General features: G+C 69.8%; 21 protein-coding genes. 12 read left to right on the forward strand and 9 right to left on the reverse strand.

Features of this window, described 5'->3' with window-relative positions; all coding sequences use genetic code 11:
- The first annotated feature begins 54 nt into the window (after positions 1–54).
- Entirely contained in the window at positions 55–852 is a 798-nt protein-coding gene (locus ACYVOK_RS00770; protein ID WP_460660241.1) for a phosphatase PAP2 family protein, read from the forward strand.
- A 39-nt stretch (positions 853–891) separates the two neighbouring features.
- Positions 892–2,910, forward strand: a complete 2,019-nt coding sequence (locus tag ACYVOK_RS00775; RefSeq protein WP_460660242.1) for a HelD family protein — start codon at positions 892–894, stop codon at positions 2,908–2,910.
- Here the strand turns inward: ACYVOK_RS00775 and ACYVOK_RS00780 are convergent.
- From ACYVOK_RS00780 to ACYVOK_RS00790, 3 genes are read right to left on the reverse strand one after another with little or no spacing between them, the layout of a single operon-like run.
- On the reverse strand, positions 2,907–3,809 hold the full coding sequence (locus tag ACYVOK_RS00780; RefSeq protein ID WP_460660243.1) for a hypothetical protein: 903 nt from the start codon (positions 3,807–3,809) through the stop codon (positions 2,907–2,909). The genes ACYVOK_RS00775 and ACYVOK_RS00780 overlap by 4 nt on opposite strands.
- Positions 3,810–3,840: 31 nt before the next feature.
- Positions 3,841–6,066 (reverse strand): alpha-L-fucosidase, encoded by a 2,226-nt coding sequence (locus ACYVOK_RS00785; protein WP_460660244.1) that lies wholly within the window; start codon positions 6,064–6,066, stop codon positions 3,841–3,843.
- A 39-nt stretch (positions 6,067–6,105) separates the two neighbouring features.
- Complete coding sequence (locus ACYVOK_RS00790; protein WP_460660245.1) at positions 6,106–7,293, reverse strand: MFS transporter; 1,188 nt, start codon at positions 7,291–7,293, stop codon at positions 6,106–6,108.
- An 88-nt stretch (positions 7,294–7,381) separates the two neighbouring features.
- Between ACYVOK_RS00790 and ACYVOK_RS00795 the strand changes: the two genes are divergently transcribed.
- Together ACYVOK_RS00795 and ACYVOK_RS00800 are read left to right on the forward strand one after the other, a co-directional pair.
- Complete coding sequence (locus ACYVOK_RS00795) at positions 7,382–7,693, forward strand: ArsR/SmtB family transcription factor (protein ID WP_460660246.1); 312 nt, start codon at positions 7,382–7,384, stop codon at positions 7,691–7,693.
- A 103-nt stretch (positions 7,694–7,796) separates the two neighbouring features.
- The gene (locus ACYVOK_RS00800; protein ID WP_460660247.1) at positions 7,797–10,058 is read left to right on the forward strand and encodes an outer membrane protein assembly factor BamB family protein; all 2,262 of its coding nucleotides are present in this window, start codon (positions 7,797–7,799) and stop codon (positions 10,056–10,058) included.
- Here the strand turns inward: ACYVOK_RS00800 and ACYVOK_RS00805 are convergent.
- On the reverse strand, positions 10,042–10,926 hold the full coding sequence (locus ACYVOK_RS00805; protein ID WP_460660248.1) for a Gfo/Idh/MocA family protein: 885 nt from the start codon (positions 10,924–10,926) through the stop codon (positions 10,042–10,044). The two genes, ACYVOK_RS00800 and ACYVOK_RS00805, sit on opposite strands and share 17 nt — an antisense overlap.
- Before the next feature lie 198 nt (positions 10,927–11,124).
- Here ACYVOK_RS00805 and ACYVOK_RS00810 point away from each other — a divergent pair, with 198 nt between their 5' ends.
- A complete protein-coding gene (locus ACYVOK_RS00810) occupies positions 11,125–13,506 on the forward strand; it encodes an outer membrane protein assembly factor BamB family protein (RefSeq protein WP_460660249.1) in 2,382 nt (793 codons plus the stop codon).
- 375 nt (positions 13,507–13,881) lie between these two features.
- Positions 13,882–15,069: an elongation factor Tu gene (tuf, locus tag ACYVOK_RS00815; protein WP_460660250.1), complete on the forward strand. Its 1,188-nt coding sequence runs from the start codon at positions 13,882–13,884 to the stop codon at positions 15,067–15,069.
- A gap of 40 nt (positions 15,070–15,109) precedes the next feature.
- Here tuf and ACYVOK_RS00820 read toward each other — a convergent pair whose 3' ends face one another.
- Entirely contained in the window at positions 15,110–15,367 is a 258-nt protein-coding gene (locus tag ACYVOK_RS00820) for a DUF4031 domain-containing protein (protein ID WP_460660251.1), read from the reverse strand.
- On the reverse strand, positions 15,364–16,068 hold the full coding sequence (locus ACYVOK_RS00825) for a copper homeostasis protein CutC (protein ID WP_460660252.1): 705 nt from the start codon (positions 16,066–16,068) through the stop codon (positions 15,364–15,366). The genes ACYVOK_RS00820 and ACYVOK_RS00825 overlap by 4 nt, the downstream gene beginning before the upstream one ends.
- Positions 16,069–16,203: 135 nt before the next feature.
- Between ACYVOK_RS00825 and ACYVOK_RS00830 the strand changes: the two genes are divergently transcribed.
- The 6 genes from ACYVOK_RS00830 (at position 16,204) to ACYVOK_RS00855 (ending at position 20,846) form a co-directional block, all read left to right on the forward strand.
- Positions 16,204–17,238, forward strand: coding sequence for a LacI family DNA-binding transcriptional regulator (locus tag ACYVOK_RS00830; protein WP_460660253.1), 1,035 nt, complete (start codon positions 16,204–16,206; stop codon positions 17,236–17,238).
- A gap of 114 nt (positions 17,239–17,352) precedes the next feature.
- Complete coding sequence (locus ACYVOK_RS00835; protein ID WP_460660254.1) at positions 17,353–17,571, forward strand: hypothetical protein; 219 nt, start codon at positions 17,353–17,355, stop codon at positions 17,569–17,571.
- A gap of 548 nt (positions 17,572–18,119) precedes the next feature.
- Positions 18,120–18,464 (forward strand): hypothetical protein, encoded by a 345-nt coding sequence (locus ACYVOK_RS00840; RefSeq protein ID WP_460660255.1) that lies wholly within the window; start codon positions 18,120–18,122, stop codon positions 18,462–18,464.
- A gap of 74 nt (positions 18,465–18,538) precedes the next feature.
- Positions 18,539–18,904: a hypothetical protein gene (locus tag ACYVOK_RS00845; protein WP_460660256.1), complete on the forward strand. Its 366-nt coding sequence runs from the start codon at positions 18,539–18,541 to the stop codon at positions 18,902–18,904.
- Positions 18,901–19,323, forward strand: coding sequence for a hypothetical protein (locus tag ACYVOK_RS00850; protein WP_460660257.1), 423 nt, complete (start codon positions 18,901–18,903; stop codon positions 19,321–19,323). Before ACYVOK_RS00845 ends, ACYVOK_RS00850 begins: the two co-directional genes overlap by 4 nt.
- A complete protein-coding gene (locus tag ACYVOK_RS00855; RefSeq protein ID WP_460660258.1) occupies positions 19,323–20,846 on the forward strand; it encodes a multicopper oxidase family protein in 1,524 nt (507 codons plus the stop codon). Before ACYVOK_RS00850 ends, ACYVOK_RS00855 begins: the two co-directional genes overlap by 1 nt.
- Here ACYVOK_RS00855 and ACYVOK_RS00860 read toward each other — a convergent pair.
- The 3 genes from ACYVOK_RS00860 to ACYVOK_RS00870 are packed head-to-tail and all read right to left on the reverse strand — an operon-like array spanning position 20,843 to position 22,226.
- Positions 20,843–21,508 carry a DUF998 domain-containing protein gene (locus ACYVOK_RS00860; protein ID WP_460660259.1) on the reverse strand — a complete coding sequence of 222 codons (666 nt, stop codon included), beginning with the start codon at positions 21,506–21,508 and terminating at the stop codon, positions 20,843–20,845. The genes ACYVOK_RS00855 and ACYVOK_RS00860 overlap by 4 nt on opposite strands.
- Positions 21,508–22,002, reverse strand: a complete 495-nt coding sequence (locus ACYVOK_RS00865; protein ID WP_460660260.1) for a Clp protease N-terminal domain-containing protein — start codon at positions 22,000–22,002, stop codon at positions 21,508–21,510. Before ACYVOK_RS00865 ends, ACYVOK_RS00860 begins: the two co-directional genes overlap by 1 nt.
- Positions 22,002–22,226: a hypothetical protein gene (locus ACYVOK_RS00870; protein ID WP_460660261.1), complete on the reverse strand. Its 225-nt coding sequence runs from the start codon at positions 22,224–22,226 to the stop codon at positions 22,002–22,004. The genes ACYVOK_RS00865 and ACYVOK_RS00870 overlap by 1 nt, the downstream gene beginning before the upstream one ends.
- Between the last annotated feature and the right edge of the window lie 46 nt (positions 22,227–22,272).

Raw genomic sequence — 22,272 nt, forward strand, 5'->3', positions numbered from 1 at the left:
GCCAGGGTTGCGCCTGGGCAAAACCTGAGCGACCGCCAGGTACCTTCGAGGAATATGGGGACACAGGCGCTGGAGCGGGTGGGGCTGGGCGGGGACGGCGAGGGGCAGGGCACGAGGTCCAGGCCGGTCGTCTGGCGGATGGCACGGGAAGCGGTGCTGCTGGCGACCATGTTCGTGGTCTACACCGCCGGCCGGCAGTTCGCCGCAAAGCACACCGGCTCGGCGTTCGACCACGCCCGGGAGATCCTCGCGTTCCAGACCTGGCTGCACCTGCCCGACGAGGCCTCGATCCAGCAGGCGGCGCTGAAGGTTCCGCAACTGGTCGAAGGAGCGAACCTCTACTACGCCGGCGTCCACGCGCCACTGACCGCCGCGGTGCTGCTCTGGCTGAGCATCTGGCGGCCCAAGGCCTACCTGAACGTCCGCTGGACGATCGTGGCCGTGACCGGGCTGGCGTTGATCGGGCACATCGTGTTCCCGCTCGCGCCGCCGCGGATGATGCCGGGTTTCGTCGACACCGGACTGCGGTTCGGCCAGTCGGTGTACGGCGTGGAGCGCTCCGGCGGCATGGCGAACCAGTTCGCCGCGATGCCCAGCCTGCACGTCGGCTGGGCCGCCCTGATCGCGCTGGCGATGATCCTGATCACCCGGTCGAGGTGGCGCTGGCTGTGGCTGGCCCACCCGATCATCACCTTCGCGGTCGTCGTGGTGACGGCGAACCACTACTGGCTGGACGGGATCGTGGCGCTGCTGCTGCTCGCGATCAGCCTGCCGCTGCTGCTCCGCCCCGGGTTGCGCGACGACAGGCCACGGGCCCGTAATTCGGTTTCCCCTCGCCGGGTGCTCAAGTAACGTGGCTGGGCTTCCCCCACCTGTTGCCGGAGGTTCGCTGTGCCCTCTGATACGTCCGACATCCTCCAGGCCGAGAAGGACTACCTGAAGACCTCGCGGGCCGCCCTCGCGGTGATGCGGGAGAAGACCGGAGCGCTGGAGATCCACAGCGCCGACCGGGTGAACACCGAGTTCCTGAAGGCCGCGATCTGGCGCCGGATGAAGGAACTCGAGGACGACCCCGAGGTCCCGCTGTTCTTCGGCCGGCTGGACTACCTGGAGCCGGCCGAGGAGACCTTCCACATCGGCCGCCGGCACGTGAACGACGAGCACGGCGAGCCGCTGGTGGTGGACTGGCGGGCCGACATCTCGGTGCCGTTCTACCGGGCCAGCCGGACCGAGCCGATGGGTGTCGGGGTACGGCGGCGGTTCGGCTTCACGCACGGCGAGCTGACCGCCTTCGAGGACGAGGACCTGACCTCGGCCGCACCCGTCGACCAGCACAGCAACATCCTGGACGCCGAAATCGAGCGCCCCCGCTCGGGCCCGATGCGGGACATCGTGGCCACGATCCAGCCAGAGCAGGACGTGATCGTCCGGGCCGGGGTCAACGAGACGATCTGCGTCCAGGGCGCGCCCGGCACCGGGAAGACCGCGGTCGGCCTGCACCGGGCGGCGTACCTGCTCTACGCCTACCGGGACCAGCTCAGCCGGGCCGGCGTGCTCGTGGTCGGGCCGAACGCCAGCTTCCTGCGCTACATCGGTGACGTCCTGCCCGCGCTGGGCGAGATCGAGGCCAAGCAGACGACCGTCGAGGAACTGGTTGCGCGCGTGCGCATCGCCGGGCCGGGTCCGGCGCCGGTCGACGTACTGAAGGGCGACGCCCGGATGGCCGAGGTGCTGTACCGGGCCGTGTGGTCACAGGTACAGCTGCCGAAGGAGGCGCTGGTGGTGCCGCGTGGGGCGCATCGCTGGCGGGTTCCGGCGTACCACGCCGAGGAGCTGGTCAACGAGCTGCGGACCCGTGGCATCCGGTACGGCGCCGGCCGGGCGATGTTGCCGCAGCGGCTGGCGCACGCCGTACTGCTGCGGATGGAAGCGGCAGGTGACTCGCCGGACGACCGGGTGCAGGACGCGGTGGCGCGGAGCCGTCCGGTCAAGCAGTACGCCGAGGCGCTCTGGCCGGCCGTGGACCCGGCGAAGCTGGTGTTCAAGCTGTTCACCGACCCGGACCTGCTCGCCGAGCACGCCGACGGGATCCTGACGCCCGAGGAGCAGAAGCTACTCATCTGGGACAAGGCGCCGCGGTCGGTCGGTGCTGCGAAGTGGTCCGCGGCTGACGCCACTCTGATCGACGAGGTCGCCGATCTGGTCGACCGTACGCCGTCACTCGGGCACGTGGTCCTGGACGAGGCGCAGGACCTGTCCGCGATGCAGCTGCGCGCCGTCGGGCGCCGGTGCTCGACCGGCTCGATGACTGTCCTCGGTGACATCGCGCAGGGCACGACACCGTGGGCGACGCCGTCCTGGGACGAGGCACTCGAGCACCTGGGCAAGACCGGTGCTCACACCGAAGAGCTGACCGCAGGCTTCCGTGTGCCCGGTCAGGTGATCGAGTACGCCGCCCGACTTCTGCCGTCCATCGCGCCACACCTCACGCCTCCGACAGCGGTACGACGGTCTCGCGGTGAGCTCACCATCACGCGCGTACCGGACAGCCTCACCGCGGCGGTGTCGACTCTGGAGCAGGTGTCGTCGCGTCCCGGCTCCATCGGACTGATCGTGCCGGACGCACTCGTGGCAGAGACCCGGAAAGCCTTGCAGGACAAGGGAATCGCGTTCTCCGTGCTCGGTGACGAAGACGACGTGGACGCGCACCTGGACGTCGTACCGGCTTCACTGGCCAAGGGTCTCGAGTTCGACCATGTGGTCCTCGTGGAGCCGGCAGGCATCGTCGCGGGCGAGGCCGACGAGCGCACCGGCCTCCGCCGTCTCTACGTCTGCCTCACCCGTGCGGTCACGTCACTGTCGGTCCTGCACAGCGAGGACCTGCCAGATGTCCTGGCCCAACCCGCCTAAGCGCGGTTGCGTCCAAGCGCCCGCCAGGCCGGTACGGGCTTGCCTGCGACCCGCGCCTGGGCACAGGCCAGCCGCCAGCGGCCGTACCCGACCGTCGCATGGACCCCGTGCAACTGGTCGTCGTCGGGCTCGTCATCCAGCACACGAGCGGCAGCGACGTGCGCAGCCTTCGCCGCCTGCAGGTCGGCCGCCGCCTCTGGCATGTCCCTGAGGCCGTCGGAGGGCAGGTTCGCGGCATCCAGTTCCGCGCCGAACCGGGTGACGTCCTCTCGCGCCTCTGCTCTGCGCTCCTCCAGGGTGCCCGCCTCCGACGGTAGGGAGTCGAACGGCTCAGGGTCCTCGTCCTCGCCTCGCCACCACTGCCACCACCACAACGCCAGGCCGACCGCGATGAGGACTGCGATGACGATCAGGAACGCCAGCAGCCAGCCCGGCAGGCCGGTCGACGGCTTGGGTACGCCGAGCCGGTCCAGCACCCCGTTGAGCAGGCCGACAGCGTCAGATCGGCTGTACTTGCCCTCCTCCTCGGTCAGGATCGAGGCGATCGGGGTGTCGACGCCGACCGCACTCCCCCACGCCATCCGGTCACCGAACACAACGACGTAGATCCCGTCCGATCCGTGCTTGTAGGCGACGGTGTCCACGAAGGCCTGCGCGGAGATCTGCTTGTCCCGCCGCCCGTCGTCGAGCGCCTCCTCCGGCACCACCGCGATCCGGATGGCCGGCCCGTGGCCGTGGAGCCGCTCGACCAGCTTCTCGGCCTCCTCGTCCGGGACCAGCGAGCGCTGCGTCGCATCGACGTACACCGGTGACGTCTTCCAGCCGGAGACGACCGCGTTGGGGTCACTGGAGCCGGTCAACGTGGACGTGAGCAGCAGCAGCGCGGCCAGTAAACGCATGGCCGATAGCCTGCCTCAAGGACGGTCCGAGTCAGTAAACGGAGACTGTCGAGAGCCTCACCGTGGACCTGGACCAGGTGATCCGTATCCGGACCGCACTGGTGGTCACCGGGTCGTCCAGGGTCAGGATGCGTCGCTGCCCGACCGCACCGAACGTGGCCACCTGCTGCCAGCCGTCGGCCGTCCGCGCCTCGACCACGCCGCTTTCGACCTGCTGTCCGTACCGGATGTCCTCACCGAGCGAGACCCTGCGAACAGTCGCCGGCTCAGGCAGGGTGAGGGTCAGCGTCCCGGTGCCCGGGTTCCTCCAGGAGGTGTCCGGGTTGCCGTCGGTCGCCGCCTCCGGACTCACACCGACGCCGGTCACCCGGGCGTCGCGAGCCAGGTCTCGCGACATGTCCGCGGCCAGGCGGGCCCGCCACTCGGCCAGTCTGGTCACGTCACGTTCGTCGAAGCGGCCGTGTCGGTCTGGTGGGATGTTGAGCAGCAGGACCGAGTTCCGGCCGACAGACCGGTAGTAGATGTCGGTCAGTTGGTCCACCGACCGCGGTTCCTGTTCGGGGTGGTGGAACCAGCCCTCACGGATCGACACGTCGGCCTCGGCCGGCCACCAGGCCAGCTCGGTTGCGCCCGCGTCCCGCCCGGCCACCAGCGCTGTCCGGCTGCCCTGGTCAGCAGCGGCGTAGCCGAGTGCGTAGTCCGGCGAGCCGTTGGGTTTGGTGATCGTCGGTACGACGCTGAACTCGTCGGGCCGGGCAAGACCCGATTCGTTGCCGACCCAGCGCACATCCGGGCCGCTGACCGCGATCGTCGCCTGTGGCGCGAGCTCACGGATCAGGGCGTACCAACTGGGGAAGTCGTACGTCTCCACCTTGTCCGGCGGGATCCGGCCCTGCGCGCCGTCGAACCACACCTCGTCCACCGGCCCGTACTCGGTCAGCAACTCGTACAGCTGGTTGAGCATGTAGGCGCCGTAGTCGGAGGCAGTCAGCGTGTACTGCGGCAGGTCGCGGCCCGCCCGGTCGTCACCCGGCACCAGGGTCGGGATGGTGCGCGGTGTGTGTGCACTGCCGTTGGCGTAGACGCCGTCCAGGTACTGGTTCTCGTCCGCCGGTGACAGGTAGAACCCGACCTTCAGGCCGTTCTCGCGCATCGACGTCACGAACGCCCGCACGACGTCGCCCTTGCCGTTCTGCCACGAACTGGCGGCGACACCGTGCCTGCTGTACCGGGACGGGTAGAGCAGGAAGCCGTCGTGGTGCTTGACGGTCAGGATGGCCAGCTTGAAGCCCGAGTCGCGCAGCGTCCGAGCCCACTGGTCGGTGTCCAGACCGGTCGGCTGGAACAGGTCCGGGTCCTCGTCGCCGTGCCCCCACTCCAGTCCGGTGAACGTGTTGATTCCGAAGTGCAGGAACGCCGTCTGCTCCATCCGCTGCCACGCGACCTGCCGGGCGTCGGGTCGGATCGCCGATGCCTTGGCCACCAACGAGGTCACAGAGTCCCCCTCGCCGACCGGCATCGTCCTGGCCGGACTGAGGTCGCCGACCACGCAATCGGCATCGACTGTGTCCTCGACGCCGATGCTGACCTTCGTCATCGAGACCGTCAGCTTCAGGTGAGCCGGGTCGAAGGCCCCGCTGAACGGCACCAACCGCACCTGCCGGATCGAGCCCCGGAGTCCACGCTCCACAGCCGACGGGTGCACCTCGTTACCGAGTCCGATGTCGGCACCGGCGTTCGGATGCCAGCTCGCGGCACCGTCCGCACTGACCACGGCTGGTAGCTGCTGCCCATCCAGGAATGCGTGTAACGTCGCGCCACCTCCACCGACCTCATAGGCCAGCGCCAGCACATGCTGCTCACCTGGGGACGGCATCGGGACGCTCTGGACGACGTCGCGCCACTCACCACCACTCTCGACGCTGAAGCCGTATTGCAGGCTGCTGCCGCGGTAGCGGATGAAGATCGCCCCGCCGATCGCGGTGACCGTAGCCAGGTCCCCTTGGCTCTCGTCCGCCGCGTACGTCGTCTCGATCAGGAACGACCGCCGGCCGCCCGCGAACTTCGTGCTCGGCTGGAAGCGGACACCGTCCGTGCCACCGCCGAGGACGACTCCACGGAACGGGTCGAGTGACTCGGCGCCCGACCGGCGGGTGAGGGTCCCACCCATCACCTCACCGGTGGCAGCCGTGTACGTGCTGCCGCTCGAGAACGAACCACCGAACGAGACGTCCAGTACATCGGGATCGGCCGCCATCGGTGAACCCTTGCGTCAGGGGCGGGGCGGCGTCAAGGGTCAGTCCACGACCGGGACGAGGCCCTCCTCTTCCTCCTGCAGGTGCTCGACCCGCTGGAGCGCTGGGTCACGCCGCAAGGTGAAGAGCAGACCGAGCACGGCCAGGGTCAGCGCTGCCGCGACCAGAGGCAGATAGGTGATGCCAACCAGCTGGATGACCAGACCGCCGACCACAGCGGACAGTCCGGCGCCGAGGTAGATCGCCGACGCGTTCAACGAGATCAGCAGACCACCACCGAGTTCGAGCAGCAGGTTCTGGATCGGCGGGTTGAAGGCCCACGTGAACATGCCCCAGACGAAGAGCGCGGCGCCCGCGCCGACGACGGTCATGGCGGTGAGGTCCAGCGTCGCGACCATCACGAGGCTGCCCAGCAGGACGCCGTACAGGGTGCGGAGGCTGCCGAAGCGGTCGGTCGCCCGGCCGCCGAGCAGGTTGCCGACGACGGCACCGAGTCCGTACGCGAGCAACAAGATGCCCACCGCATTGCCACCGATGTGCGCGGTCTCCGCGAGTAGCGGCACGACGTAGATGTAGACGCTGAACGCGGAGAGAACACCGAGCACCGACATGGCCAGCACGGTCTGCACCCGACGGTCGGTTACTCCGGCGAACCGCTCGCGCAGGCTGACCACAGGTGGTGCGTCCACCTTCGGCAGTGCGGCTCGCTCAGCAATGGCCACCAGTACGGCGACAGCGGCGATCAGGGCGAACACTCCCTTGTAGCCGAGTGTTGGGCCCAGGAAAGTGCCCGCAGGTACGCCGAGCACCAGAGCGAAGGTGAGACCGCCGAAGACGATGGCCACCGCTCTACCGCGCTCCTCCGGTGGCAGGAGGCCGGTGGCGAACAGAGTGGCGGCGGGCGTGTAGACGGCGGCTCCGAAGGCGGCCACCACTCGGCCGACGATCAGCACGGGGTAGTTGGTGGCGAGAGCCGCGATGAGATTGCCGAGCGCGGCGAGGACGAGTGTGGCGATCAGGAGGGTACGGCGCTCCCACCGGCCCGTCAGCGTGGAGAGGATCGGCGCACCGACGGCGTACGAGAGGGAGAACGCGGTGGCGAGCTGGCCCGCGGCCGTCAGCGAGACGTGAAGCTCGGAGCTGACGTCGGGCAGTACGCCGGACACGACGTACGCGCTGGTGCCGACCGCGAAGGCGCCGGCGCCGAGCAGGTAGATCCGTGCGGACATCGAGGACCTTCCGGGCGAGTGAGAGTATTTCGATGAGGATCGTACTACGAAGACCATCGAACTTCGACCCGCGTCGTACGATGGAACCATGACGAGCAGGGCGCTGCCGCAGCCGGCGCGGGACGAGATCCGCATCGAAGCGGTCCTGCAGGCCCTCGGCGAGCCGGTCCGGCTGCAGATCATCCGGGCGCTGGCCGACGCCCCCGACGGCATCGCGTGCGGCGAGATCGAGTTGCCGGTCACCCCCTCCACCCGCGCCCACCACCTCCGCATCCTCCGCGAGGCCGGCGTACTCAGCACCCACACCGAAGGCACCCGCCGGATCAGCACCCTCCGCCGCGAGGACCTCGAAGCCCTCTATCCCGGCCTCCTCACCGGCATCCTCACCGCCCGCCAGTAGGCCGCAACGCCCAGTAGTAGTGAGGTCGGCCTGGGCGGCAACCGCAAGGTCTCGGTGGGGAGATCGTGCGGTTGTCGTGGGAGGCGGCTGGCAGACTGTTGCGGTGGTGGAGCTGCGTGCGAGGTGGGACCAGCTGGTGCCCGGCTCGGACCGGCTTGCGGACGAGCTGGTCGCCCGGTACGTCGACCGCAACCGCCGGGCGTACCGCGACACCTACCTCGACATCGTCCTGACCGCGCTCGACTCGCTCATCCAGCTCTCCACCGACCCCACGTCCGTGCGCCTGGCCGCCTGGTTCCACCGGGCCGTCCACGAGCCCGGCGGCACTCCGGCCGAGGACGCCGAAGCCTCCGCCCGGCTGGCCGAGCAGGTCTTACCGCAGTACGCCGTACCGCCCATCCGCATCGCCGAGGTTGCCCGGCTGATCCGCCTCACCGGCGACCTGGCCGCACCACCACCCGACGCCTACGCACCACCTCGCCGCGACGCCAACGGAGACGTCCTGCTGGATGCCGTCAACGCGGTCCTGGCGGCCGACCCCAGCCGGTACGCCAACCACACCGCAGAGGTACGGCGAGACGCCGGCGACCGTAAGACCGCCCTCGAGCAGCGGTACGACGAGGTCCGCAAACTACTCGACGGCCACCTCTACCGGACCCAGCTGGCCCGCCAGCGCCTCAGCCCGGTCGCACGCGTCAACCTCGAGTCAGAGCTCAACAGACTGGACAGCGAACTCCCCGCACCCTGGCGCGGCTGGCAGCAGGCCGCACTCACCGCCACAGCCGTCTTCAGCGCTATCGCGTCCGCAGTAGCCGCCATCGCCGCGTCCGGCGCGTCATGGCAGGTCCCCGCCCTCGAGGACGAGCTCGGCTGGCCTCCCGTCGTACTGGCCGTTGTTGCGTTCTTCAGCGCTCTCCTGCTGTTCCGCTGCGCCCGCAGCGCCAGCCAACGTGCACGACTCATCGCGGGCGCGGTGGTAGCCACAGCCGTCACCGGATTGCTGATCGCCTGGGCTCAAGTGCCGAGAGTCAACCCAGCCGTGGGCATCGGCCTCCGAGTGCCTCTGCTCATCTCGGCACTGCTGCTACTCCTCCTGGCCGGCGCAGCAGCACTGGTTGCCTCTCTCCTGCGCACGAGGGCCGCCCGCTTCCTCCCATCCAGGAACGTCGGCCAGCAACTCGCCTGGCTGCTCGTGCCTGTAGTGGTCGCCCTGACCCTCCTGCTGATCGTTCAGCCACTGGCGCGCAACTACGTCCTGAGCTCCAACGAACGCGTCGAAGGCTCGACCCGCCCAGCCGGTACGGCGTCTCCCTCGACACTGGACGGCGAAGTCGCGTGGATCAGCAAGTCGATGCCCGGGACAGGCGCCGAGGAGGCCGTCGGCACCAGGTACGGCATCGCCATCCCCAGGCAGTCGGGTGTGGTCGAGATGCTGGACGCCTCGACCGGCGCGCTGCGCTGGCGCTACAGCCGCTCCGACTCCGACGAGAAGCCGAACATCGTGGCGACCGGGAACGGCGACTACGTGCTCGCCGAGTTCGCCGACATCGGCTACGTCCTGCTGGACGCCAATACGGGCAAGCGCAAGGCGGTCTGGCCGGGGCGCACCCGCGACCACGTCATCCAACAGGCCGAACCGCTGCTGACCGGTGAACGGGTCTCCCGCGGCTCCGACAAGCTGCGCGGCGTCGACCCGGACGGCCACGACCGCTGGACGTTCGAGCCCGGCCGCTGCACGAGTATCGGAGCGGTGGCGACCACGGACACCGTGGTCACCTTCCTCGGCCGAAGCTGCGGTGACGAGACCGACGAGATGGTCGGCCTCGACCTGAAGTCCGGCAAGAAGCTCTGGTCCAAAGAAGCCGCCGACAACTACCTCCGGCCGGTCGCGGTAGCCGGTCTGGTCGTCGTGGCCGAACCCGGCGGCGACTCCGACGCACCCGTTGCGCTCCGCGCCATCGACGCGCGGACCGGTGAGACGAAGTGGCGGTGGCAGGTACCTCGCGGCTGGGCTTGCCGGACCCTGCTCAACGCGGCCGGCAAGTACCTGATGGTCGTGGACTGCCCGGGTCCCAGCGGACCGGAGAACCGCAGGACCCTGGTGACCGCGATCGATGCCACCAACGGCCGGACGGCCTGGCAGACGACCGCACCGGTCAGTCCACGGACCAAGGTCACGGTCACCGCCGACGGCCGGGTCGTCTCACTCAGCCGTGGCGCGGACGCCTGCTGGGTGAACGTCATCAGCCGCACGGGCTTCCGTCAGGTCCGGCTCCCCACCGGCATCTCCTGCAGCCGCGACGTACGCGCCATCGGCAATCTGGTCCTGACGTCCGGCTCCGACACCGTCATCGCGCTGCGTTGAGCTGCTCCTCCGCAGCGGCCAGCAACTCGACCACACGAGTTCCGAAGGCCACGTCGACCGGGTGCGACTCCCCCGACTCGGCAGCCGCGACCAGCTCCTGCACCGCCACCTGGTACGACTCCACCGCGGGTACGTCGGTGTCCGGCATGATCGCCGTACCGGACTCGCCCCAGATGCCTGTCTCGAAGTTGCTGCCCGCCGGCGGAACGAACAGCGCCAGGCTCGCGGTACTCGTCGCACCCGACTCGTGCCGAACCACCAGGTGCACCAGCTCACCAGCACCGCCGACGGCGGTCAGGTCGGTGATCGGCCCCAGCATCGCGGTCAGGTTGGACAGCGCGTGCGGCCCGACGTCCCAGAGCGCGCCACGCTGCTCGCGCCGCCAGGGCGAGTCCGTGAACGGGTTGCCCGGGGCGTCCAGCGCCGCGAGCATCCGGGACCAGCCGCCCCTCCACCCGCCCTTGGCCTCGACCTCGGCGAAGAACTTCCGGGTCGGCGGCTCGAACCGGTGGGTGAAGAACACCACCGACGCGATCCCCTCGTCCGCGGCCTCGTCGGCCAGCGCCCGGGCGTCCGCGAGCGAGTCGGCCACCGGCTTCTCGAGCAGCAGGTGCTTGCCGACCGCGGCGGCCTCCAGGGCCATCGACGCCTGCACCTTCGGCGGTACGGCGAACGCGACCGCGTCGACCGATTCCAGTAACTCCGCGTAGTCGCCGTACGGCGGGACCTCCAGGTCGGCCGCGATCGCGGCGGTCCGCCCGGCGTCGCGGCCCCAGACGCCGACCAGTTCGGCGTCCGGCGCCGCGCGCAGGCCCGGCCCGTGCGTCAGTCTCGCCCACGGGCCCGTGCCCACCAAGCCGAATCGCATCCGTCCTCCAGATCCTCACCGGCTCATCCGGGAAGGCCAGATCGGTGTGATCTGGGCCGCAATCGCGCCGGTGGGATCCGATGCCCGAGCATCCATCGCGCCGGTCAGGTGACGAGCCGGTATCGCTTTGGCCACGAGACTATCCGGGAGCCCCGGATCGGTCGGTCCAGACTCCCGGCGGGTGCGAGACTCCCAGCCATGGACTTGCGCGACCAGTGGAATCGCCTGCTGCCGCACGCGCAGCCGTTGGGCGATGATCTGCTGGCTCGTTACGCAGAGCAACATCGCCACTATCACAACCAGCGGCACCTGACCGAGGTGCTGGCGACCATCGACGAACTGGCCGACCAGGCCGACGACCCCGACACGGTCCGGCTAGCCGCCTGGTTCCACGACGCGATCTACGACCCGCAGGCCGACCCCGGCGAGAACGAGGAGGTCTCGGCCCAGCTGGCCGAGCTCGAACTGGCCGCGTACGGCGTCGACGCGGAGCGGGTCGAGGAGATCGGCCGGCTGGTCCGGCTGACCGCCAAGCACGACTGCGAGCCGGACGACGCGAACGGCGCGGTGCTGTGCGACGCCGACCTGCGCATCCTCAGCATGTCCGCCGAACGGTACGACGACTACGCCGAGGGCATCCGGCAGGAGTACGCCCACATCGGCGAGCGCGAGTTCGCCCGCGGCCGGATCGCGTTCCTGCAGGGCTTGGCCGAGACCCGGTTGTACGCGACCGCAAGAGGACACGACGAGTGGGAACAGGCCGCCCGGGAGAACATCGCCCGGGAGGTCGAGGCCTGGGGCCCTAAGGCGGCCCGGCCGATCGGCGGGCTGATCCCGGTCGTGTACTTCGGTGCCGCCCTCGGGGCGGTCGTCGCCGCGTCGGTCCTGCTCGGCCGGGGTCTCGGCGCCGCGCCGAAGTGGCCGGCCGACCCGAACCAGGTCACCGGCTTCCCGGTGTGGGCTCCCATCGCCGGTACGGCGTTGTCCGCCGGACTGGTCTGTGCATGGTTTCGCCGGGCCCGGCCGCGGCTGGTGAGCATCCCCGCGCTGGCCTTCGCCGTGGTCGGGGTGATCGCGATCGGCCTGTGCTGGTGGCGGTGGCCCGCGGCACAACCCGGTGCGGCGATGTCCGAGCGGTGGCCGTACCTCCTGCTCGCTTCTGTAGCCCTCGTGCTTGCCGGTGCGCTGCTGGCCTTGGCAAGACGTCTGCGGCTGGCACCGGCGTACGCGCAGGCTCCACCCCGTCTGCTGACCCTTGGGGTCACTGTGATGTGCGGGTCGCTGCTCGCCTGGATCACGGTGTCTGCCGGCGAGCCGTTCGTTCAGGCCCGGCTGGAGATCGCCAACACGGTCAGCACCACGACAACAACCACACCGGAGCAGCAGCCGGTGCGACTTGACGGTGCACTCGCCTGGAGTCGTGAGGTGCCGGCCACCGGTGCCATCGCCGGTACGGCGGGAGGCGTCGCCGAACTCCGGCCGGACGGTGTCGTCATGTCCGACGCGAACACCGGCCAGATCCGGTGGCGGTACTCGCGCGCCGACGTCAACGACGCGGCCTCCAGCGGTTCCAGCGGTCTCCTGGTTTCCAGCGACAGCCGCACGCTCGCCGCGCACCTTCCGTACGCCGGGAGCCGAGCACCGAGCGGGATCGACCTGCCGACGTACGCCGTACTCGATGCGGTGAGCGGGAAGGTGCTGACCGAGGTACACACCGACGGCAAGGCTCTCGCGGTCGACGCGGACCACCTGCTGGTGTCGGAGGACAACTACGTCGTGGCGCACGGCGTGAGCAGTCCGACGCACTGGCGGACGCGGCTCCGGTGCAACGTGACGCAAGGCGAACTGATGGGCGACCAGGCCGTCGTCGTCGATGCGTGTGGTGGCAACGGCGCCGTCGTACGCGGTCTCGACATGAAGAACGGCGACCAACTGTGGGAGGTCGACCTGGGTAACCGGTTCGACCTGAGTCCCGAACTGGACCCGACAACGTGGGTCGGTGACCTTGTCGCCGTACCCGACACCCGTGAGCTCTCCGGCCTGATCTGGACCGGTGCAGCCGGCGGAACGCTGCACCAGTGGGCCGTCGACGTGGGCGAGGGTCGGATCATCTGGACGACGCCGGTGCCGGGCACGCCGCGGCCGAGACTCGGCTCGTCCTCGTGCGACGCGCAACTCGCCGCCACGCATGCGTCTCTGGTTCTGGTCACCTGCCGGAACGCCACGGATCCGGGGCAACCGCAGACGTACGACGTGTCCGCAGTGAGCCCGGCGGACGGCACACCGCAGTGGCACCACCTGCTGGAGGTGCCGCCGAAGTTGCAGCAGCCGGAGTACCCGCGAGACGGGTTCGGGCTGTTGCCGGACGGTCGTGTGGTCACGCTGATGCCGCAGACGAACGGGCGCTGCTCACCCGTGATGATCGGCACCACCGGCATCCAGCCGCGCCCGATACAGGCCGGCCCGACCGCCGAGTCGATCGCCCAGTCCGAACAGGTCACCTGCAACAAGCCGGCCGTCACGGTCGCCGGCGCCCGCCCGGTCTTCTCCGACGGCAGCCGCCTCTTCGCCCTCAACTAGTAGCACGCCGGTCAGGCGGACCAGGCCGCGCTGCTCGCCTTCCACGACCGGTACGCCGGCCTGAGCGGCGGCCGGGAATTCCGTTGCCGCGGGCAGCGTTCATCTCTACCGTGATGACCATGTTCCGCGCGGATTCTGCTGCGTACCTGTCGGGCCTGTGCCTGACGGGCGCTGCCGCGTGGGCGTCAGCGGATTCAGATCTCTTCATCGGCGCGCACTGCGTTGCCGATGACCGAGGGCGACCCTCCTCCTGCTGACCAGGACCCGCGGAGGAGGGTGGACCGCTCACCGGCCACCTTCCGCGCGGTGACAGCGCTGCGGACGGAGCCGGGGGTCCTGGCTCGATCGAATCTTCTGACAGCAAAGGACTTTTTCATGGCCAAGAGCCAGTTCGTGCGGACCAAGCCGCACCTCAACATCGGCACCATGGGTCACGTCGACCATGGCAAGACCACCCTCACCGCGGCGATCACCAAGGTGCTGGCCGAGCGCGACCCGGGCGTCAACCGGTTCGTCGCGTTCGACGGGATCGACCGGGCGCCGGAGGAGGTCGCGCGCGGGATCACCATCAACATCTCGCACGTCGAGTACGAGACCGCCACCCGGCACTACGCGCACGTCGACATGCCCGGGCACGCCGACTACGTGAAGAACATGATCACCGGCGCCGCCCAGGTGGACGCCGCGATCCTGGTCGTCTCCGCGCAGGACGGCGCGATGCCGCAGACGCGTGAGCACGTGTTGCTCGCGCGCCGGGTGGGCGTGCCGTACCTGGTGGTCGCGCTGAACAAGGCGGACGCCGTCGATGACCCCGAGCTGCTCGACCTGGTCGAGCTGGAGGTCCGTGAACTCCTGTCGGAGTACGGCTTCCCGGGCGACGACGTACCGGTGGTGCGCGTCTCCGGCCTGCGAGCGCTGGAGGGTGACCCGAAGTGGACTGCCGCGATCGGTGAGCTGCTGGACGCGGTCGACAGCTACGTGCCGACTCCGGACCGTGCGCTGGACGAGCCGTTCCTGATGCCGGTCGAGAACGTGCTCACCATCAGCGGCCGCGGCACCGTGGTCACCGGTGCGGTCGAGCGCGGTGCGCTGAAGCTCGGCGACACCGTCGAGGTGGTCGGTCTCGGTCCGACGGTCACCAGTACGGCGATCGGGCTGGAGACGTTCGGGAAGTCGCTGGAGTCCGCGGAGGCGGGCGACAACGCGGCGGTGCTGCTGCGTGGTGTCAAGCGCGACGAGGTGCGTCGCGGCCAGGTGGTGGCGCTGCCGGGCAGCGTGACGCCGCACCGGAGGTTCCGGGCGCAGCTGCACGCGCTGTCCACGGCCGAGGGTGGTCGACACACCCCCTTCGCCGCGGACTACCGCCCGCAGTTCTACTTCCGCACCACGAACGTGTCCGGCGGCATCGACCTCGGTGACATCACCCTGGTCATGCCCGGCGACACCGTCGACCTCACGGTCGAACTGGAGAAGCCGATCGCCATGAACACCGGCCTCGGCTTCGCCGTCCGCGAAGGCGGCCACACCGTAGCCGCCGGCACCGTGACGGAACTGCTCGACTGACGAAGCGGCCCTCAGTTGCCTCCAGCAACTGAGGGCCGTGTCATCTGCGTTTGCGGTGGCGCAGGCCGGCGGCGGTGAGGCGGCGGACCAGTTCGCGGCTGGAGACGGGGACGGCGCCGGCGGCGATCAGGTCGTCGTACCTGTCGCTGGGGACGTCGTAGTGGTCGCGGTCGAAGCCGCGGGCCGGGATGCCGGCGGCGCGGGCGAAGGCGTGCAGTTCGTCGTACGACTCGTCACTGACCAGGTGCGACCAGACCTTGTTCCAGGCGGGCCAGGCCGGCGGGTCGATCAGGATCATCCGCGGCTGTCCTGGGCGTCGAGCAGGTTCCGCCACGCGCGGACGAAGCGCGAGTCGACGTACGCCTTGGTCCACGAACCGTCCGGACGCACCGACGAGCCGACGTGGAACCGCCGTACGCCGCTCTGATACAGCCACGGCACGTGCTCCGGCTGCAGGCCGCCGCCGGCCATCATCACCGTCCCGATCGCCGGATCCTCCTTGGCCAGCTTGCACAGGTCGTCCAACCCGTGGCCGACCCCGAGCGCCGACCCTGCCGTCAACACACAGTCCAGCCCCGGCAACGTCCGCAGCGCACGCCAGGCAGGCCTTTGCTCCAGTACGGCGTCGATCGCGCGGTGGAACGTCCACGGCGTACCGGCGAACGTGCTCGCGAGTGCCGCGGTGGACTCGACGTCGACCTCGTTGTCCGGGGTCAGGAAACCGAAGACGAACCCGTCGGCACCCGCGGCCAGATAGGACTGCGCCATCGCGGTCAGCCGGTTCAACTCGGCGCCGTTGGTGGTGAAGGAATCGGACAGCCGCAGCATCACCCGCAGCGGCAGGTCGGTGGAGCGCCGGATCGCACTGACCGTGGACACCGAGGGTGACAACCCGTCGGCCTCCATCGACGCACACAACTCCAGCCGGTCCGCTCCACCCTCTTGCGCCGCCTCCGCGTCCGCCGGATGCAGCGCGATGACCTCCAGCAACGACCCCATGCCCGCCATCATCCTGCATCAGCCGGGCCGGCGCGGCCGGAAAATACCCTTGCACTCCCCGGACCTCTTCTGTATCGTTTTTCTAGATCGATCTAGTAGATCGATTCAGATCAACCCCGGAGGAGGAGACGAGAGATGGCAGGAGTCACGCTCAAGACCGTGGCGCAGGCCGTGGGGGTGTCCCCGTCGACCGTCTCCAACGCCTACAACAAGCCCGACCAGCTGTCCGCCGCCCTGCGGGAGCGGATCCTGGCCAAGGCCCAGGAGCTCGGGTACGCCGGTCCGGACGCGTCCGCCCGGGCGCTCCGCAGCGGGAAGGCCGGCGCGATCGGCGTGCTGTTCACCGACAAGCTGGCGTACGCGTTCTCGGACCCGTACGCGGTCGGCTTCCTGGCCGGCCTGGCCGAGGTCGCCGAGGAGTTCAGCACGAGTCTGCTGCTGATGCCGCTCAGCTCGGCCGACATCGTCGGCGGCAGCAACGCGGTGCAGCAGGCGGCGATCGACGCGGCGGCGATCTTCTGCGTGCCGGGCGACCACCCGGCCGTGGACATCCTGACCGCGCGCGGCATCCCGACCGTCTCCACCGACCGCGGCGACCACCCGGACCTGTCCTGGGTGGCGATCGACGAGACGGAGGCGGCCGCCAAGCTGGGCCAGCACCTGGCCCGGCTGGGTCACCGCGACATCGTCGTACTGGTCGACAAGGCCGAGGCCACCAACGGCGCGGTCGAGCTGACCTTCGACGAGGTCGGCTGCAGCGACTGTGAGTCGCGCATCCTCGGGCTGCAGAAGACACTGCCGGACGCACAGCTGAGGATCGTGTCCGGCGGCTACAACGCCTTCGACTCCGGCCGCAAGGGAGCCGAGTACGTGCTCGACTCGCAGGACCGGCCGACCGCGATCGTCGGGCTGAGCGACGTCCAGGCGCTCGGCGCGATGGAGGCGATGAAGGTCCGCGGACTGATCCCCGGACGGGATCTGACCGTGGCCGGTTTCGACGACATCCCGGCGGCCGAGCCGGCCGGGCTGACCACGATTCGCCAGCCGATCAGGGACAAGGGCCGCGCCGTCGGCCGGATCCTGCTCGACCCGGCGGTCACCGAGCGCCGGATCCTGATGCCCACCGAGCTGGTGGTCCGCGCCAGCAGCGGTCCCGCACCGAAGCGCTGACAACCACAGAGAACACCCGGGACCACGTCGGGTTCCCGGGGTGATCAAGCACGACCTCCGACGGCCGACCGGCCGCCGGCCGACCGAACACGCTCTCAGGAAGGGAGCAGAACCATGACGTACTTCATCGCCGGCAACACGGCTGTCGAGAACGCTCGCAACCTGGCACAGTCGGCCCTCCCGAACGCTCCGCAGCAGCCGCACCACGAGCCGGCTCCGCGCCGCACGTTCGCGATCCGCGCCCGGATCAGCGCCGCACTGCGGACCGCCGCCGAGCGCGAACTGCGCCTGGCCGACCGGATCGACCCCACCCCGGCCTGCACCGCCAACTGACCACTTCGATGGACAACCCATCGCCTTGCCGGTTCTCCCGCCGGAACACGGAGGGAGAACCGGCAACCCCAGGGGTTGTCCACTCGAATGCCCGCCTCGAGCACGAACGCCGCCCTGGCCGACCGGATCGACCTCACCCCGGCCCGCATCGCGCACTGACCACCTCGGCGGACACTTCAACGGATAACCCACCGCCTTACCGGTTCTCCGACCGCACACGGAGAAAGAACCGGCAACCCCACGGGTTATCCACTCAAACGCCCGGGGGCGCAACGCACCTCGGCTCCGGGACGGGGGTGGCAGCGCACCCCGGCTCGGGGCGGGCGCGAAGCGCCCCTCTGCTCGGGGCGGGCAGCGCACCCCGGCTCGGGGCGGGCGCGAAGCGCCCCTCGGCTCGGGGCGGGCAGCGCACCCCGGCTCGGGGCGGGCGCGAAGCGCCCCTCGGCTCGGGGCGGGCGCGAAGCGCACCCCCGGCTCCGGGGCCGAACCGGACTCCGCACCCCCGCGGCGTGGGGTTTTGTCGGTACGGCGTGGCAGTCTGAAGGGCGATGAACGAGCCCGGGGTGTTGCTGACCGCCCGCGCCATGGTGTTGCACGACCTGGCCGCGCGGGGATTCGACGATGCGGTGATGGTGTCGGTACTCGAGGACGCGGTGGCCGGCCGGCAGTGGTGGCTGGACCAGTGGCCGGACGGCGCCGAGCACATCGCCGGCCTGGTCGCACAGGACGTCCAGGACCGGCTCGTCGACTCCGGCGTCCGCTGGCCCCGCTGCACGGCGTGCGACGACCTGAACGACCACGAGCTCCGGATCGAGCCCGAGCTCGGCCCCGACCCGCACTGGGTCTGCGAACGCGCCGGGATCACCGTCGCGCCGCTCGGCCACCTCACCTGAATCCCACCCTGACCAGCGACCTGGGGTAATACCTGGTTGCTCTACATGTAGGCAGGCTACTATTGTCTGTCTCCATGAAGTCCCTCGCCGCCCTCCGGCTGGTCGCCGCGGTCCACGCGATCGCGATCTGTCTGCAGCCGATCCTTGCGGGCGTCTACCTGAACGGTTCCGGCGGTGCGATCCGGATCCACGAGCCGATCGGGATGGCCGTAGCCACCGTCGCCATGATCCAGTTGCTACCAGCAACGATCTGGTGGCGGTCCGGCGGCCGGTTCGCCGCGCCGCTGGTGTCCCTGCTGGTCCTGATCGGTGAGAGCGTCCAGATCGGCATGGGCTACAGCCGGGACCTGGCCCTGCACCTCCCGCTCGGCATCGCGCTGGTCGGCACGGTGGTCGGCTTCGCCCTGTGGACCCGGGGTCAGAAGGCGGTCGCAGCATGACGGCAACCGTCGTGGAGCCGAGGGTACGGCGACCACGCGCGTCCCTGTGGACACTGCGGATCACCCTGCTCCTCCACGCAGCCCTCGTGGTCGCACAGCCGATCCTGGCCGGCTACTTCCTGTCCGGTGAGGTCGACGCGATGAACGTCCACGGCCCGATCGGGTCGACCTTGTGGATGATCTCGATGATCCAGGTCGTCGTCGCCCTGTTCTACTGGCTGGCCGGCGGCGGCCGAGGCTGGCCGCTGCTGCTCACCGTCGTGCTGTTCTTCGCCGAGTTCGTCGAGCTGACCTTCGGCTACCTGCAGAACTTCGCGGTCCACGTCCCGCTCGGTACGGCGATCGTCGTCACCGTCGTGTGGATGACCGTCTGGTCCTTCCGTCCGGCTGCCCGGCGGAGCCGAAAGGAGCCCTCCTGATGAAGATGTCCCGCCGCGGTTTCCTGGCCGTTGCCGGCGGCACTGGTGCCGCACTCGCCCTGACCGACTGCGGCCTCGACCCGTCGCCGGCCCAGTCCGGAGAACTCCTGCGCAGCCAGGCCCCACTCCCCGAGCCGTTCAAGGTCCCGCTGCCGATCCCACCGGTGAAGAAGCCGATCCGGACCGAGGCCGGTGTCGACTACTACCGCGTCGTACAGCGGAAGGCATCTATCGAGATCCTCCCTGGCCTCAAGACCGAGGTCCTCGGGTACGACGGCCTACTGCCCGGTCCGACGTTCGACGTACGGAGTGGGCGGACCGCTGTGGTCGAGCAGGTCAACCAACTCGATGTACCGACCGCTGTGCACCTGCACGGCGGGCACACCCCGGCCGCGAGTGACGGCTGGCCGCTCGACCTGCTCATGCCACCTGGCCACCAGGAGAGTCACAGCGGCCACCACACCATGACCGGCGGCGACGTGAAGACCGGCAGCCGCATCTACACGTACCCGAACACGCAGCGCGCCGCCACACTCTGGTACCACGACCACCGGATGGACTACACCGCCCCGCAGGTCTACCGCGGTCTGTTCGGTTTCCACATCATCCGCGACGACGAAGAGGACAGTTTGCCTTTGCCGTCCGGCGATCGCGAGATCCCGCTCGTCATCGCGGACCGCGCGTTCGCCGAGGACGGCTCGTTCTTGTACCCGGCGGCCAAGGACCGGCCCGGCGTCGAGTCGGCGTACATGGAAGGTGTCGTCGCGGACGTGACCCTGGTCAACGGTGCGCCCTGGCCGGTGCACGAGGTGGACGCGGTGCGCTACCGACTACGGATCCTCAACGCCGCCAACGCCCGTCGCTACGAGCTCGCGTTCGACCAGGGGCCGGCGAAGTTCGTCCAGATCGGCAGCGACGGCGGTCTGCTCGACGCGCCGATCGAGCACGAGACCCTGGTGATCGCGCCGGCCGAGCGCTTCGACGTGATCGTCGACTTCTCGCAGTATCGGCCCGGCGACGAGGTCACGCTGGTCAACAAGCTGGACGGGGACGCCGGCGTGATGCGCTTCAAGGTCGCCCGGAAGGCCGCCGACGACACCAGCATCCCGGCCAAGCTCTCGTCGTACGCCGTCGTGCCGAAGCCGGCCGGAGCAGTACGGCGGAAGTGGAAGTTCACCCGGGGTGACGCCGGTGGTCACAAGGGCTGGACGATCAACGGAAAGGCGTTCGACCCGGCGGTCATGCAGGCCCAGGTGAAGCTGGACCAGGACGAGATCTGGACCTTCGTCACCGACGTGCACCACCCGGTGCACGTCCACCTCGCGCCGTTCCAGGTGCTGAGCCGCGGCGGCGGAGGCCTCGGCGCGTACGACGCGGGCTGGAAGGACACCGTGGACGTCCGGCCGGCGGAGGTGGTCGAGGTGCTGGTCAGGTTCACGGCCCACAAGGGCAAGTACCTGATCCACTGCCACAACCTCGAGCACGAGGACATGGCGATGATGGTGGGCTTCGAGACCATCTAGGTACGGCGAAGCGTCCGCAGCGCCAGCGTGAAGATCCAGGCCCAGCCGATCGTCACGCACAACCGCTGGAACAACCCGGCGACGTCGACCAGGGACGGATTCTGGTCGAAGCCGGTACCGGCCAGCACGAACGTCGCGGCGAAGGCAATTGCGCTGAGCAACGAATAGCCGCGCCACGTCCGGCCGTGGCCGCCGGACAGCACGACCTGCGCCGCGGCCAGGGCGACGAAGGCCGGCAGCGAGAACCCGTCGTGCAGCGCGCCGATGGTGGTGTAGTCGACCGCCGGCGGCGTGCCGACCGGGAAGCCGCTCACCGGATCCGTCACGAAGACCCCGGCGCCGACCAGCCCGAGACCCCACATGCCGGTCAGGACCGCACCGGCTCGCACGCCGGTCCGCCAGAGGCCGGTGGCGAAGGCGATCGTCAACAGACCGCAGACAAGGAAGTTGGCCGTTTGCGCCCAGCCGTGATCGCCGAGCGCCAGTGAACTCACCGGATGCCGGACCGGGTCGTAGCCCTCGCCCTTGAAAGCTCCTTGGATCAGGAACGCGGTGACGAAGAGCGGACCGGCCGGCAGACCGCACGAGAGCAGACGGCTGGTCGTCCGACGGCGGTCTGCCGACCCGGCGACCGGCGTCGGCGGGCGCTCGGAGCCTGTCATCAGTTGGCGCCCGACGCGAGAGCTTCGGCGGCTCGACTGCGGAGCGCTGTGCGGTCGACACCGGCGGCGTGGAGGGCGCGGGCGACGCGGCTGCGTTCGGAGTCGAGGATGCCGAGCAGGATCCGGACCGAGCCGATCCGGCGGCGGCCGCCGATCTTCGGCGGCGCGTCCATCGCCCGCTTCAGCAGCAGCTTGGTCGACTCGCCGATCGGCGGCGTGCGTCCGTGGTCGGGCGTTGCCTGCGGCAACAAACCGATCCGGACCGCGATCCCGGCCACGGACAGGCTGTGCTCCCACTCCCGTTCCAGCGCGACCCGGATCGCCTCCTCGGTCAGCCCCGCATCGGCGAGCATCCGGGCGGCCGGACTGGACCCCGCCTTGGCCAGGGCGAGCAGCACGTGCTCGGCCTCGATCGTCCGGGACCCGTCCCGCCGCGCCTCGTCCCGGGCCTCGCGAACCAGCAGGGACCGAAGGTCTTTCTCATCCGACGACATCAGCGCCTCCTCAGCGCGACGCCGGCGGCGGCCAGCCGCCGGGCGTGTTTCTTGTGCACGGCCTGCCGGGTGACCCCCAGCACCTCGGCCACCTCGGACCAGCTCCAGCCGGCCCGCATCGCCTGCTCCACCTGACTGTCCTCCAGCCGGTCGGCCAGCCGGCGCAGCGCCACCACCGCGGCCAGCCCCGCCGCCGGGTCCTCCGGATCCACCAACTCGGTCATGTAAGCAACCTAAGTTGACAGTCTGAGCGTGTCAACCCAAGTTGCT

This window comes from Kribbella swartbergensis, assembly GCF_054784135.1.